The 14,077-nt window shown below is 69.0% G+C and carries 11 protein-coding genes; 4 read left to right on the forward strand and 7 right to left on the reverse strand.

The window, feature by feature from the left end; all coding sequences use genetic code 11:
* The first annotated feature begins 23 nt into the window (after positions 1–23).
* Positions 24–1,181 carry a calcium/proton exchanger gene (gene cax / locus VF632_RS00645; RefSeq protein ID WP_331020902.1) on the forward strand — a complete coding sequence of 386 codons (1,158 nt, stop codon included), beginning with the start codon at positions 24–26 and terminating at the stop codon, positions 1,179–1,181.
* Between the two features lie 178 nt (positions 1,182–1,359).
* Here cax and VF632_RS00650 read toward each other — a convergent pair whose 3' ends face one another.
* From VF632_RS00650 to VF632_RS28000, 5 genes are all read right to left on the reverse strand, one after another.
* On the reverse strand, positions 1,360–4,191 hold the full coding sequence (locus VF632_RS00650) for an insulinase family protein (RefSeq protein ID WP_331020903.1): 2,832 nt from the start codon (positions 4,189–4,191) through the stop codon (positions 1,360–1,362).
* A gap of 96 nt (positions 4,192–4,287) precedes the next feature.
* Positions 4,288–5,682, reverse strand: coding sequence for a CHAD domain-containing protein (locus VF632_RS00655; RefSeq protein ID WP_331020904.1), 1,395 nt, complete (start codon positions 5,680–5,682; stop codon positions 4,288–4,290).
* Positions 5,679–6,197: a SixA phosphatase family protein gene (locus VF632_RS00660; protein ID WP_331020905.1), complete on the reverse strand. Its 519-nt coding sequence runs from the start codon at positions 6,195–6,197 to the stop codon at positions 5,679–5,681. Before VF632_RS00660 ends, VF632_RS00655 begins: the two co-directional genes overlap by 4 nt.
* A gap of 231 nt (positions 6,198–6,428) precedes the next feature.
* Entirely contained in the window at positions 6,429–6,950 is a 522-nt protein-coding gene (locus tag VF632_RS00665; RefSeq protein WP_331020906.1) for a hypothetical protein, read from the reverse strand.
* An 81-nt stretch (positions 6,951–7,031) separates the two neighbouring features.
* A complete protein-coding gene (locus VF632_RS28000; RefSeq protein ID WP_349263955.1) occupies positions 7,032–7,172 on the reverse strand; it encodes an SEC-C metal-binding domain-containing protein in 141 nt (46 codons plus the stop codon).
* 400 nt (positions 7,173–7,572) lie between these two features.
* Here VF632_RS28000 and VF632_RS00670 point away from each other — a divergent pair, with 400 nt between their 5' ends.
* Together VF632_RS00670 and VF632_RS00675 are read left to right on the forward strand one after the other, a co-directional pair.
* Positions 7,573–7,866 carry a hypothetical protein gene (locus VF632_RS00670; protein ID WP_331020907.1) on the forward strand — a complete coding sequence of 98 codons (294 nt, stop codon included), beginning with the start codon at positions 7,573–7,575 and terminating at the stop codon, positions 7,864–7,866.
* 25 nt (positions 7,867–7,891) lie between these two features.
* A complete protein-coding gene (locus VF632_RS00675; protein WP_331020908.1) occupies positions 7,892–8,470 on the forward strand; it encodes an RNA polymerase sigma factor in 579 nt (192 codons plus the stop codon).
* 91 nt (positions 8,471–8,561) lie between these two features.
* Here VF632_RS00675 and VF632_RS00680 read toward each other — a convergent pair whose 3' ends face one another.
* Both VF632_RS00680 and VF632_RS00685 read right to left on the reverse strand, forming a co-directional pair.
* On the reverse strand, positions 8,562–9,821 hold the full coding sequence (locus tag VF632_RS00680; protein ID WP_331020909.1) for a metallophosphoesterase family protein: 1,260 nt from the start codon (positions 9,819–9,821) through the stop codon (positions 8,562–8,564).
* Between the two features lie 130 nt (positions 9,822–9,951).
* Positions 9,952–12,576, reverse strand: coding sequence for an RtcB family protein (locus VF632_RS00685; protein ID WP_331020910.1), 2,625 nt, complete (start codon positions 12,574–12,576; stop codon positions 9,952–9,954).
* A gap of 114 nt (positions 12,577–12,690) precedes the next feature.
* On the opposite strand from VF632_RS00685, the gene VF632_RS00690 reads away from it, so the two are divergent.
* Positions 12,691–13,623, forward strand: coding sequence for a hypothetical protein (locus VF632_RS00690; RefSeq protein WP_331020911.1), 933 nt, complete (start codon positions 12,691–12,693; stop codon positions 13,621–13,623).
* Positions 13,624–14,077 lie beyond the last annotated feature (454 nt).

Genomic DNA, 14,077 nt, shown 5'->3' on the forward strand with positions numbered 1-14,077 from the left:
CACCCAGCCCGGAGCACGTTTCCTTGGCTACGACGACCGCAAAGCCCAGCCTGTTCTCGGCCGCCAACCTGCTGAACCTGCTGCTGGTGTTCGTGCCCATCGCCATGATCATGGAATGGGTGCTCCACTCGCCCCCCATCGCCATCTTCATCGTCTCCTGCCTGGGCATCATCCCCCTGGCCGGGCAGATGGGGCACGCCACGGAAGAGATCGCCGAGCGGGTGGGCCAGGGCGTGGGCGGCCTCCTGAACGCCACCTTCGGCAACGCGGCGGAGCTGATCATCGCCATCGTGGCGCTGCGGGCGGGGCTGTACGACCTGGTGAAGGCGTCCATCACCGGCTCCATCATCGGGAACGTGCTGCTGGTGTTCGGCCTGAGCGCGCTGGTGGGCGGGCTGAAGTACGAGACGCAGAAGTTCAACCGCACGGCGGCCGGGCTGGGCGGAACGCTGCTGGTGCTGAGCGCGGTGGGGCTGGTGGTGCCGGCGCTCTTCCACGGGCTGGTGGGTGACTCGGCACCCGCGGCGGAGCGCAACCTGAGCCTGGAGATCGCCATCGTCCTGATGGTGACGTACGTCGCCAGCCTCTTCTTCACCCTCAAGACGCACCGCCACCTGTACATGGGCGACTCGGGCGAAGCGGCGGCGCTGAACGAGGGCCACACGCTGCCGCCGCTGGGCCGTTCCATCGGCAAGCTGGTGCTGGCCACCATCGGCGTGGCGGTCATGGCGGAGTTCCTGGTGGCCGCCGCCAGCCACACGGCCGAGGCGCTGGGATGGAGCCAGGTGTTCGTGGGCGTGATCGTGGTGGCCATCATCGGCAACGCGGCCGAGCACTCCACGGCCATCATCATGGCGGCCAAGAACAAGATGGACGCGGCCATCAACATCGCCGTGGGCTCGTCCATCCAGATCGCCCTCTTCGTGGCGCCGCTGCTGGTGTTCCTGAGCTACTTCATCGCGCCGCAGCCCATGGACCTGATCTTCACGCCGATGGAGGTGCTGGCCGTGGGGCTGTGCGTGGGGATCATGGCCTTCTGCTCGGTGGACGGCGAAAGCCACTGGATGGAGGGCGTTCAGCTGCTGGCCGTCTACGTCATCCTGGGCATTGCGTTCTACTTCCTGCCCGTGGACCCCGAGACCGCGGCCGCGGCGGGTGCAGCCGCGGGGGGCGGACACTGAGGGAAGTGCGTGAGTGCGTGAGTGCGTTAGTGCGGCAGTAAAAACAACGGCCCGGGTGCTCAGCACCCGGGCCGCTTCACTTTCGCACTTTCGCACTTTCGCACTTTCGCACTTTCGCACTTTCGCACTTTCGCACTTTCGCACTTTCGCACTTCCGCACTCACGCACTCACGCACTCTCACCCCTCCGGCAGCAGCGACACCCGCACGTACCGCCGCCGGTTCAGGTACAGCCTGGCCGCGGCGCGGATGCGTTCCGGGGTGAGGGTGGCGGAGAGCGGGGCGTCGTCGATCGCCCGCACGTCCCACCCCAGCCGCTGGTACTCCATGAGCGACGTCAGCCACACGTCGTTCTGGCGCAGCGACGTTTCCTTGCTGCGCCGGTGCGCCTCGCGAACCTTCTGCACCACGTCGGCCGGCACGCCGCGGGCGCGCAGGCTGTCGATCTCCGCGAACGTCACGCGCGTAAGCTCGTCCAGCCGGTCGGGGTCGGTGTTGAAGTCGATCGCCACTACGTACTGCGGCACGGGATCGCGCGACACGTTGGCGCTCACCGTTACGCCGTAGGTTCCCCCCAGCTGCTCGCGCAGCCGTTCGCGCAGGCGGATTTCCAGGGCGTCGGCCAGGCTGGTGATTTCGGACCGGGCCTCGCGGGAGAACTGCGCCGGGCCGGTGAAATACAGCGTGGTCCGCGCCTGGGGCTCCACACCGCGGCGCACCGTCCTCTCCACCACGCCCGCGGGCGGACGGATGCCCGGGTCGCGCCAGCGTTCGCGCGCGCCGGTGGCGGGAAGGCTGGCCAGGTAGCGCTCCACCAGCGGGCGCACCTCGTGCGGCTGAAAGCTGCCCACCAGGAAGAAGGTGAAGTCGCCCGCGTCGGCGAAGCGCTGCCGGTAGATGGTGAGCGCGCGGTCCAGGTCCAGCGAGTCGTACATGGCCGCGGTGAAGGGCCGCGTGCGCGAGTGCCGCTGCGTGAGCACGGCCGTCAGCGTGTCGCCGAAGGCGCTTTCCGGGGTGGCGCCCCGGTTGCGCAGCATCTCGCGACCGCGCTGGCGGAAGGCTTCCCACGCCGCCGTGTCGCGGCGCGGCGCGGTGAAGTACAGGTAAACCAGCTGGAACATGGTTTCCACGTCGCGCGGCGCCGCGTAGCCGTTCACCGTCTCGTACAGCTCGCTGATGGTGGTGCCCACGCTGGCCGCCTTTCCCGCCAGCCGCCGCTGCAGCTCCGTCAGCCCCAGCGCGCCCACGCCGCCCACCTGCACCGCCGCGGTCGCCAGCCGGCCGTGCAGGTACAGGCTGTCGGGGAGCAGCGAGAGCCCCCCGGGGCTGGTGGCGGCGAACAGCACCTGGTCGTCCTGGAAGTCCGTGGGCTTCAGCACCACCTGCGCGCCGTTGCTCAGCGTCCACCGGGTGATGCCCGCCTCGGGGACGAACTCCTCCGACACCACGCTTCCCGCCGCCGGCAATTGGGCCAGTAGCGGCGCGTCGGAGACCGTTTCTCGATAGGGCGTGACGGGCGCACGCGCGACCGAGTCGGCGATGGCGGCCAGCCTGCGCTCGTCGGGCAGCGCCGTGCCCGCGTGCTCGGGGGCGGTGACCAGCACCGTGCGGTCGCGCATGGCCGCATAGCCGCGGGCCACCTCGTTGGCGTCCTCCACGGTGATGCCGGGCATGTACGCGTTCAGCATCACCCACTCTTCGTCCAGCGTGCGCAGCAGGCCGCCGCGCAGGAAGTGCTCGGCGTACTGGCCTGCGTACTGGCCGCTGGTGGTCTTGTGGCGCTCGGCGTACATCTGCTCCCACATCCGCAGGAACTCCGCCTTTTCCCGCTCCAGCTCGGCCGGGGTAAAGCCGTGGCGTGCCGCGCGCTGCACCTCGGTGAGCACGGCGGCCAGCCCGCGCTCCACCCCGCCCTGCGGGACGGCGGCGCTCAGGGAAAAGGTTTCCACCGGCCGCAGCGAGCCGCCCAGGTACGAGCCCACGTCCAGGAACGGCGCGTCCGGCAGCAGGCTCATGTCGTTCAGCCGGTCGCCCAGCATCCCCACGAACATCGACTCCACCAGGCCCGCCCGGAAGCCGGGGGGCGACCAGTCCCTGCGCGCCGGGCGGAACCAGTTTACGCTCAGGGCCGTGCTGGTGATCTCGGGGTCCACCGTCACGATCACCCGCGCGCTGTCCCGCGCGGGGATCCCGATTTCCGGCCGCGCCGGCCCGCCGCCGTACGCGGGGATGGCGCCGAACACCTCGCGGATCTTGCGCTCGACCTCCGCCGCGTCGAAGTCGCCCACGGCGACCACCGCCATCAGCTCCGGGCGGTACCACTGCTGATAGAAGCGGCGCAGCGTCTCGTGGCGGAAGGTGCGGATGATCTCCGGGTCGCCGATGGGCGAGCGCTCGGCGTAGCGCGATCCGGTGAAGAGGAACGGAAACTGGCGGTCGGAGACGCGGGCTCCCGCGCCGCGCCAGCGGCGCCACTCCTCGATCACCACGCCGCGCTCCGCCTCGATCTCCGCCGAGTCCAGCGCGATGCCGCTGGCCCAGTGCTCCAGGATGGTCAGCCCCGTGTCCAGCACGCCCGCGCTGTCCGTGGGCAGCTGCAGCATGTAGACGGTTTCGTCGAACGAGGTGGTGGCGTTCACGTCCGGCCCAAAGCGCATGCCCACGCGCTCCAGGTAGTCGATGATCTCGTTCCGGGCGAAGCGGCGGGTGCCGTTGAAGGCCATGTGCTCCAGGAAGTGCGCCAGCCCCCGCTGGTCGTCGTCTTCCAGCACCGACCCCACGTTCAGCACCAGCCGCAGCTCCGCGCGGTTGCGCGGCTCGGCGTTGTGGCGAACGTAGTAGACCAGCCCGTTCGGCAGCGTGTCGGTGATCACCAGCGTGTCGCCGCGGTGGTCGAACTCGATCTCCGGGATGCTGTCCGCGGGACGCGGCGAAGCGGCCGGTGCGGGCGCGCGCGGCGGCGAGCAGGCGGCCAGCGCCAGGACCAGGGGAGCGATTCGGAAGATGCGCATCGGGATGGATGGGGGTGCGGCGGCGACGCATGCGGAAAACCCGCGTACGGTGGTATGCCTGCCACCGCCGCGGGTTCCGTCTCTCCGCGGGACGAGTCAGCCCGCCAGGTTGATGTTCACGTACTCCTTCTCGCCGGTCACCTCGCGCTCCACGCAGGGCGCCAGCCACTCGGGGATGGGCGCGTCGGCATCCTCCGACGGCAGCTCCACCTCGGCCAGCACCAGCCGCCGGCCGCGGAACCGGTCGATCTCCCACGTCAGGTCGCCCTCCGCCACCCGAAAGCGGAGCTTGCGGATGCGGGCGCCCTTCGTCAGCCGCCACAGGTGGCGGAAGATGCGCTCGGTGGTTTCCTCCTCCAGCTCCATCCGGCTGAGGCCGCTCCCCGTCTTGATGGTGCGATAGTACCGCACCTCGCCCCCGCGCCGCACCCGGCGCACGCGCTCGTTCAGGCGCTCGCCGGGGAGGTAGCCCTGGGCGATGTCGGTGCGGATGGCCCCTTCCGGAAGCGGGGGCATGCGGCGGAGCAGGTACTTCCGCTCGATCTCGCGGTTCTCTCCCCCGCCCCGCAGCCCGGCGAGCACCTGGTCGACGGCGGCGAAGAACTCGTCGGCGCGGCCACCCAGCCACACACCCTGCGCCTCGCGGAACAGCCGCTCCGTCTCCGCCTGCGCGATGCCGTACAGGGCGTCCAGCCCGGGGAGCGGATCGGGGGGCGGGGCCACCGCCGGGGCCTCCTCCCGCGCCTCGGCGATGATGCCGGCGGCGACGTGGGCGTCGTGCATGTCGCCGAACAGGTCCTGCATCCCCTTGATGCGCTTGACGACCTCGGCGGCGCCGGGCAGCTCGTCGCGGAACGGCTCCAGCAGGTAGCGCAGGCGCTTGGCGGCGATCCGCGCCTCGTGCGCCTCGTCTTGCTGCGCGGCGCCCTGGACGGCGGCCAGCTTCGCCCGCAGCTCGGCCGCGTGCGTCTCGACCAGCCCCGCCAGCACGGTGCGCATCGGCGGCGCCTCGCGGGGATCGTCGAGCGAAACGTGGGCGGGGTACCACGACAGGCGGCGCGAAAGGCGGCCGCAGGCGCGGGCGAAGTCGCGGACCACCTCGTCGTGCATCCGCCGGAGCACCCGCTGCTGCCGGCGCTGCAGCCCGTCCAGCAGCCACGCGGCGCCGGGCGCCTCCGTCTCGGAAAGGCCGCCGCCGTACTTCTGCATCCAGGCGATCATCACCTCGCCGTCGCGGCTGTCTCCCGTCGCCGCGGCCAGGCGCTTCAGCCGGCACCGGTCCTTGCCGCCCACGGAATCGTCCAGGTGCTCGCGGTAGGCACGCACGGTGCTGCGAAGCCGGCGCAGGCCCACGCGAAAGTCGTGGAGCGCCTCCGCGTCGTCGGCGTCGCCCAGCCGCGTGCGCCCGGAGCGCGCCTCTTCCAGGAAACGCAGGGCCAGCCAGCGCGCGGCGCGCGGGGCGCCCAGGTCCAGCAGCGCGGGGCCGCTCACCGCCGCTCGCCCAGCCAGCGCAGCTGCCGCGGCGCGATGGCCCACGCCAGCACCGCGTTGCCGCCCACGGGCGGGTCGTCGAAGTCCAGCAGCACGGCGCCGCCCTTCTTGAAGGCGACGAACGAGTCGTTGCGCCCCGTCAGCAGCCACCCCACCAGGAAGCCCAGGTGCGGCTCGTGGCCCACCACGGCCACGGTGGCGCCGGGCTGCTGCGCGCGCAGCCAGCCCAGCAGCTCGTCGGGCCGGCGCTCGGGCGAAAGCTCGTCGATTGTCTCGATGGGCAGCGACCCGCCGTACGCCGCGGTGATGATTTCCGCGGTCTGCACCGCCCGCACGAGCGGCGACGAGGCCAGCACGTCGATGTCGGGAACGATGCGGCGCAGCCCGCGCGCGCCGCGGCGCATCCTCCGGCGTCCCTCACCCGTCATCGGCCGCTCGGCATCGGGCCTTCCGCTCCGTGCCGCCCAGTCCTCGCGCTCGCCCGCCAGCCCGTGGCGTATCACCAGCAGTCTCATCACGCCTCTCCCGTCGTCGTCATGCCCGTTGCTCGTCAGTCGTGCAGATCCTCGGGCGAAGGGTTATGCAAGATTTGTAACCCGTGGCGTGGGGCCGAGGCAGGGGTCGGGGCTCGGGCAGGCCTGGGCTGACCTCGGGCGAGCCTGGGGCGGATGAATCCGCGGCAACAAAAGCGGAAAGCCTCCCCAAACTGCGGGGAGGCTTCAACCACGGATCATCATTGCGCGTCGTCAGCGGCCGTTGCCCATGGGGAACGGGCCGGTTTCGATCATCCGCTCGAAGACGAGCGTGTAGGGGAGGATGGACTGCTCGGGGCGGGTCATGTAGTGAAGCTTCATCTGGTCGCCCCCCACCTCGATGCGATGCTGGTAGTTCCACTCTATCGCGTAATCCGCCTGGTACCCGCCCTGCCCGTGACGCCAGCCCATGCCGGTCATCGTCCGCAGGCCCAGCCGGTCGCCCACGATCTTCCAGGAGCCGGAGTGCTCGAACGTTTCGATCAGCCCGTCTCCCGGCCGCCCGCCCGTGCCGCTGACCTGGGTGGTCCACCGATAGGTGCCCTCCGCGAGCAGGTCCAGCCACTGCTCGGTGCGTAGCGACTGCGATCCGCTCCCCTGCTGTTGTACCGTCCGCCAGCTTCCCACAACCGCCTCGGGCGAGGTGGCTTGGCCGGGATCGCACGCGGCCAGGAGAAAGGCGCCGTAGAGCGCCAGTGCACGGCGCGCGGCCAGGGGCAACGTCGGAAGTCTCATCTTCGTCTCCGGAATTTGATCGGCTGGGATGCACGGACACAACGCGCATCCCACCCGGTCTGTGACTTCGATCTTTACGGATCAGCCCGGTAGTAGTCGTGACGGTTGGAGCCGTCGAAAGCCGCCGTCACGAGACAGCAGTTCCTGAAACCGCCTCGTGGAGCCGCAGGGGCAGGGGTCGTTGCGCCCCAGCTTCTCCACCAGTTCCTTGTCGCCGTGCACGACGCGGAATCCGCGCTTTACGCGCGTCTCGGACGGGAAGCCCTTCCGCCGCTTGCTGGTGCGCTCAAAAGGACTCGCGGTCCAGGTGATTCTTCTTGCCCATCGTCACACCCTCCTCTCCGCAACATGTTGAGAGCAGCCGGTGTGGCGGAGTCACCCGGCGGCTCTGGACGAACGATCGGGAAGCGGATTCGAACACCTGGCGCCCCTCCCGCCTCCAAGTACGTGGCGGCGATCGAAAGCACGCCGCGATCACTCGAACCTGGAGCCGGCAAGATGACCAGCCCCGCGAACCACGTCCCCCGGTGGGCGATCCTGATGGTTGCCGCCTTCGAAGCCATCGCCATCGGCGCCGCCCTGCTGTCGCGCTGACGCCCATCCATCCAAAGGAGCCACGACCATGAACGATACGAACCCCGTCCCCGCCGCCGTCCGCGCTGCGCTGGACGAAGCCGAGCGCCACGACCGCACGTCGACAATGATACTCGTCGGAGCCGCGATCATCGAAGCCGTTCTTCTCGGGTACGTCCTGGCGGCTATCGACTTCGGCAACCCGACGCACAAGGTGATGTTCCTGCTCGCGATGCTTACGTACTTCACCCTGGGGCTGGGTATCGCCGCGATGGCCGCGAAGACCAGCGCCCAGAACGCGCGGCTGATGCACGCCATTCAACTGATGAGCGAGCGCCGCTGAACCAGCGAACGCGGGAAGCATTCGCATGAGCCCGGCGGACCGCGGCGGAGCGGGTGAAATTCCCTGGCTGGTGCTTCGTGCACAGGCCGGGGACCGCGCCGCGCTCGAGCGGCTGCTTTCGCATGCGCATGCACTGCTGCACCCGTTCACGCGAGTGATGCTGCGCGACGAGGACGCCGCGGACGACGTGCTGCAGGACGTGCTCGTGCTGCTGTATCGCAAGCTGGGTACTCTCCGCGACCCGCGCGCCTTTTCCGCGTGGGCACGCCGCATCGCCAGCCGCCAGATCTTCCGCGACCTGCGCCGCCATCGAAAGTACGAAGCCGCGCACGAGGAGCTCTCGCCGGACCTCCCGGGCACCGCGCACGAGCCGGCGCTCGACCCGGGATGGGTCGAGCGGCTTCCCGCGCTGCTGGAGCGCGTCTCGCCCGCAAGCCGCGCCGTACTCGCCCTGCACTACCTGGACGACCTGACCCTGGACGAAGTCGCCACGGTCCTCGAAATCCCGCCCGGCACCGCCAAGTCGCGCCTGGCCTACGGCTTGGCCACCCTGCGGAAACTCGTCAGCTCCCCGGCGATGCCGAGGCCTGGGCAAGGCGTGTGAGTGCGTTTGCACTCCCGTAGCCCCCCAAGAAAGATCGCCGGACCCTTCCGGGCCCGGCGATCCGCCAGGAGCGAAAGGGACGAGCCGTTGCTCAGCAGGCCAGCTGCCCGTTGCGAAGGGAGCAGGCCACGCCGCCGCCCGTGGCGGGAACGGGCACCAGCCTTACGTTCCACCCGCCGTCCGCGGCTTCCAGGACGGTGTGCCCGAACGCGAGCCCCGCCCAGTACCCCTCGACCGCCACGCCGCCCGCGGGCGACGGCATCGAGGCCGGCAGCCCCTCGCTTTCCGACGTGCCCCCGTCGCCCAGCACCAGCACGGGCGTCCGCGGCGCGGCAAAGTCCAGCGCCTCCCACGCGTGCACATGGCCCACCAGCGAGAGCGCCACGGCCGGCGGAAGCTCTCCACCAGGCGACGCCCGCCGCAGCGCCCCCTGCAGGATCGACGAGCCGATGGAGTCTGCCTGGCCCGGATAGTCGCGCGCCCAGATGGGAACGTGCGTCACCACCCATGCGGGCCCACCCGCGGCAAGCGCCGGCAGCTGGGCCATCTGGCGCGCATAGGCCGGGATCGCCCGGGCCGTGTCGTTTACGGGATTGCTGCCGCCGGTGGACCAGCAGCCGGTGGAGTACCAGGGCGCGCAGGCCGTGTCGATGATCAGCAGCGTGCCCACCCCGGGCACCTGCACCGCGTACGGCTCCGTGGTCCCGGCGCAGCGGTCCGCATTCGCCGGCACGTCGCGCGGGTCGAAGAACAGGAACCACCCGGTGCCGCCCCGCGTGCAGTCCTCGTGGTTGCCGCGGGCGAACACCCACGGCGCCGCGGCCAGCAGCTCGCCCACGGGCGCGAACCAGTCCGCCTTCCACGCCTTCCAGTTGTCGCCGCAGGGCAGCTTTCCTCCGCAATCGCTCACGGTTTCGCGGTAGATGTAGTCGCCCACGTGCACGGCCAGGTCCGCGTCGGCCTGCCGGGCGCGGTACGCCACGGCCGAGAACGGCCAGGCAGCCGGGTCCGTGCAGTCCTGCTCCTTGGCCCGGCATCCCGTGTCACCGATGGCCACCACCCGCTGCACCCGCGTGGGCGGCGCCGCGGCGGGGCGCGGCATTCCGGGCAGCTGCACCGGCTCCGGGCCCAGCCGCTGCTGGCACACGAGCACGGGAAAGCTGTCGGAGGGAAGCGCGCGCACCGACGCGGGAGCCGGACACGAGCCGCCATCGTACACGGTGCGCAGCAGCCACTCGCCCTGTGCGCCGGCCTGGGTCCACCAGTACAGGAGCGTGCCCCGCTGTGCTCCGGCCTCGCCCGCGCACAGCACGAGCGCAAGCGCAGCGGCAATCCAAGAACTCCGTTTCATCAATCGCCTCTCGTCGGCCGGTGGATGGGAACCGCGCACGGCGTCCATCCTAATCCGGCGCCTCTCGACTCACAACAAAAATCTCCGGCTGAGGCGGGAGCGCGAGGCCAAATCACTCCCGCACTGCAGTTCAGTCCTTGTACGGATCGATCTCCCCCGCGCCGGCCATGACCACGATCAGCGGCCGGAGCACGTGCTCCACCACGATCGTGGGCCCCTGCGACTGGAGCACCTTCTCCAGGCGGCGATAGGCCTGCGGCGCCTCGTCCAGGCCGCCGCCGCGCAGGATCACGCCCTTACGCGCAATCCAGTCGCCCATCATCTCGCGGCTGATCTTTCCGGGGCTGATCACCCGCCCCGTCTTGCGGTGCACCTTGCCCGCCGCGGCCGTGCGCGACATCACCCGGCCCGCGCCGTGGACGGTGCTGAACAGCGCCTCGCGCTGCAGCGCAGCCGTCTCCTCGTCCGCCGGCTCGGCGCCGCGGACGATCACCGCGTCATCCCCCATGGACCCGCCGATGAATCCCTTCTGCCCGGGGAACGCCGGGGTGGCGCCCTTTCGGACCACCACGTACTCCACCGTCTCGCCCTGGGGCGACGTGTGCGTCTCGCGCCAGGCGAAGTTGTGGTGGTTGTGCACCAGCTCCACCTCCGTCCCGCCCAGGATCTCCACCACCTTGCGCGCCACCCACTCGCGCCCGGCGTACGCGTACTGGCCGGCCAGGTTCATCAGCTGCCAGTAGTCGTGGCCCACGGGCTGGTCCAGCGGAAGCAGGACCTCGGCTTCCTTGGCGCGCTGGCCCCAGCCGCCGCCCTGGCTCAGCGACAGGAAGTCCGACGCGATGGTGTGCCCCAGGCCGCGGCTTCCGAAGTGCACGCCCACCCACACCGTGCCCTCCTCGTCGGCGAACACGTCGACGTAGTGGTTGCCGCTGCCGACGGTGCCCAGCTGGCGGCGCGCCTTGTCCATGAGCGTGTCGCGGTAGCCGCCCGTGTTGGGGATGGCGTACCACGCCGGGTCAAGGAACAGCGGGTGATCGGTCGGCGCGTCGTCCGCGTTGTTCTTGCGGCCGATGCCGAACGAGATGGTCTGCTGGATCTCGTCCGCCAGCCCGCGCGCCACGCGGTCCTCCGCCAGCCGGTGCGGGTTGCGCCGGATCTCGTCCAGCGTCAGCCCACGCGTGATGCCGCCCACGTTCAGGTTGGTCCGGATCGCCGCGTTGCCGCAGTTGTGCACGACTACGCCGCCGGCGATGAAGCTCTGTGCGGGATCGCCCGCCACCACGTCGTAGACCGCCGCCTCGCCGTCCGGCCGCACGTGCTCCACCGGGACCCAGCAGATCTCGCCTTCGCTGGCGGGTTCCGTGGCTGCGCCCTGGAGGCGGCGCGACGGTCCACGCTGATCGTAGATGGAGTGGTAGACGAACCCGGGCGACACGCCGAATTCCGCCGACACTTCCGCCATCACCGTTCTCCAGCCCACGCCCGCCGTCTTGCGCGAACGTGCCTCATGCTTTGCCGCGTCGCGGTTGCGGACGTAGCGCTCCCCCTGCCATGCGACACTGGCGGCCGCCGCGGCGGCCACGCGCTTCTCGACGGAACGGCAGAAGCCGATCTCGCGGAAGAACCGAAGCTGCTCCGCCTGTCCGCCAAGGATCTGGAGCACGGACATGATGCGATCGCCCCGGCGTACCCCGCTCTCCGCCACCGACACCTCGAAGCCCAACGACCGCAGCACACGGGCAAAGAAATGGATCGCGTGCTGGTGCGTTCCCGCCTGCTTCAGCTGCAGGTTGGGAATGGTGCCGCTCCGATGGATTCGCGGCGTCATCATCTCCGCGCTGGCGAACGCGGAAAGGAAGTGCGCGCGCACCCAGGGCGCCGCCTCGAACAGCCACGACATGGGCGACTCCGGCCAGTCCTTTTTTCCGACGGGCGAGCCGAGGCCGGCCAGGAGTGCGTGGAGCGCGATGGAGTCCACGTACAGGTTGATCTCCTCGCGGCGTCCCTCTCCACGGACGCGGCGGTGCTCATGCGGCTCGAAGCCCACCCGGCGAATGTCCCGTGCGAGATCCGCCGCGTCCTGGTCGTTGAAGACGTACAGCGACACGCGCTTGCCATTCCGCGTGAGATGCCCGTCGCCGCTGGCGTAGCCCAGGACGCGCAGCAGCGCCGGAAGTCGCGGATCGTCACCGTGCAGCGGCAGCAGTTCTCGCGCCGCCAGTTCCTCGCGAGCGCGCGGGTTCGCGACGCTCACGTCCGACGTCCAGTCCTGCGCCTCGAACGGAAGTCCGACGTGGGGAGAACAGGCCACGGCGTCGGACGAACCCAGTTCGTCGGCGCGCTTCCACCCTGCACGGGTGAGAATTTCGTGATCGCCCGTCGCCCGCAGCGTGCGCCCGTTCGCAAGGCCGATCTCCAGCACCTCGCGCGTTCCGCGCGGCACCGCGCCCATGTGGGGCGAAGCCAGTCGCGTCTGCGCGCCGTCCCAGCAAACCACCGCGTGATGATCTCGGACGTGCTGGATGGGCACGGTGTACCCATCGCCGAGGGTGACGGGCGTTCCCTCTGCGATGCATGCGATGTCGAAGCCTACTCCGACCACTGACACCTTCTCGCGGTACGCCGCCACTCCACCGATCGGCATGACGTAGCCGAGGTGTCCGTCGGCCAGCAGTGCAAGGCGCTCGGCCCGGCTCGCGACGTCCTGCGCCTGGCGGATGGTGTTCTCGTCGTGCTGCCCAAAGATTTTCATCGGAGTATCTGTAAATTGGTTACGGACTCATCGCACCGTCCAAGCGATTGACTATCGCATGCGCCCAGACAATTTTAGGAGAGTGCTGTTAGTTACCTTAGCCGCGGAGGCCACATGATACGAGTAACGCTCGACATTTTTTCCGGACGCCCCAATCCAACGTGGGAAGTCGACACACCCAGCACGACCACAGATCTGGTTCGAACGTTAGAGTCAGCTAGTGAAATCATGAGTGATGCCGAAAGCGTCAGCGCACGTCTGGGTTTCCGAGGTATCCTGGTTGAAGAAACGGGAGCCGAGAGGCCTCTCACCGCGCGAAATCTCCCTAAACAGTTTCGACTCTCCGGTGATGATCGCTCTGGTGTGGATCTGGCGCTACGGCTTATTGATCAACTAGGTGATCCCGCAGTGGAGCCTCGCGCCGAACTTACGCAACCAGTACCTCCCGTCACAGCGGAGCATTTGCGACAGCTGATCAAAGAAGACGTCACTAGGCACCGCGGCGGCAGTCCTCCTCGAGGCGGTGTCAGAGGATTCCAGGCTGCCGCGCCCGTGCTCGGTACCGACGCGACAACTTGGACCACTCAGCCCCAAGGTGCCTGCCAGATTGAGATCGCGAGCTTCAATCCGGGTTTCTGGAACGTCTCCCCCGTAGTTGCGAACAATAACTGCTACAACTACGCAACGAACCGCCGCACCGATACTTTTGCTCAACCAGGACGTAGCAACGGGAAGCAAACCGCGACAATGGTGTGTTCCAATGTACAGACCGCCGCAAAATCGGACGGCGTCCTCCCTTCCTCAATGTGTTTAGCGAACAACCTACAGCCGCGTTGGTACGTTGCCCTCGTGATCTGGCCGGGGGTGGACTATCACTGGTACCGCCAACAAGCGGGGGGGATCTGGGGACACAAGCCCGGTTCGACACCAGCAACGAATTCCGATAACAGCGGGAATGTGATTACCAATCCGCAAACCGCCAACCGAGGTGGGTACACCAGTTTCTGCGGCTACTTCTTCGTAGGAAGCAATGTCCAAATCGCATGATACGCGTCATGGAGCACGGCCCCGGCCCACAGTCGGGAACGCACGTGAGCTCGGCTAAGGTAGCGTCACATCATGCGAGGACGACGGCCATGCGCATTGAAGCCGATATCTTCAGCGGTCGCCCGAACCCGTCATTTGACCTCAACGCAGAACAGTCTGCTGCCCTAATCGCGTTGCTCCAGAGTCTGCATACCGGGGGCGAGCCACGCGAGCCCCCCGGCCTAGGGTACCGGGGATTCCTAATCGGCGATGCGGAAGCCGTGCTACCCGGAATCACTCGATTGCGCGCCTTCGGTGGAACAGTCGTAAGCACCTCCGAACAAGCGCGCGTGCTGTCAGATCCAAGTCGCACCGTCGAACAGTGGCTACTGCAAGCGGGTTGTCGCCACTTGGAATCGGGCGTTTTCAACGTTATTTGCGCGGAGTTCGGGCGTCAGTAGTACGCGGCCCTTGC

The sequence above is a fragment of the Longimicrobium sp. genome (genome assembly GCF_036388275.1).
In the GTDB taxonomy this organism is placed as follows: Bacteria; Gemmatimonadota; Gemmatimonadetes; order Longimicrobiales; family Longimicrobiaceae; genus Longimicrobium.

Coding starts and splice junctions, on each gene's coding strand:
- VF632_RS00650 (WP_331020903.1), bottom strand. CDS start 4,191: ATGCGCATCTTCCGAATCGCTCCCCTGGTCCTGGCGCTGGCCGCCTGC.
- VF632_RS00660 (WP_331020905.1), bottom strand. CDS start 6,197: ATGAGACTGCTGGTGATACGCCACGGGCTGGCGGGCGAGCGCGAGGAC.
- VF632_RS00665 (WP_331020906.1), bottom strand. CDS start 6,950: ATGAGACTTCCGACGTTGCCCCTGGCCGCGCGCCGTGCACTGGCGCTC.
- VF632_RS00670 (WP_331020907.1), top strand. CDS start 7,573: ATGAACGATACGAACCCCGTCCCCGCCGCCGTCCGCGCTGCGCTGGAC.
- VF632_RS00675 (WP_331020908.1), top strand. CDS start 7,892: ATGAGCCCGGCGGACCGCGGCGGAGCGGGTGAAATTCCCTGGCTGGTG.
- VF632_RS00680 (WP_331020909.1), bottom strand. CDS start 9,821: ATGAAACGGAGTTCTTGGATTGCCGCTGCGCTTGCGCTCGTGCTGTGC.
- VF632_RS00685 (WP_331020910.1), bottom strand. CDS start 12,576: ATGAAAATCTTTGGGCAGCACGACGAGAACACCATCCGCCAGGCGCAG.
- VF632_RS00690 (WP_331020911.1), top strand. CDS start 12,691: ATGATACGAGTAACGCTCGACATTTTTTCCGGACGCCCCAATCCAACG.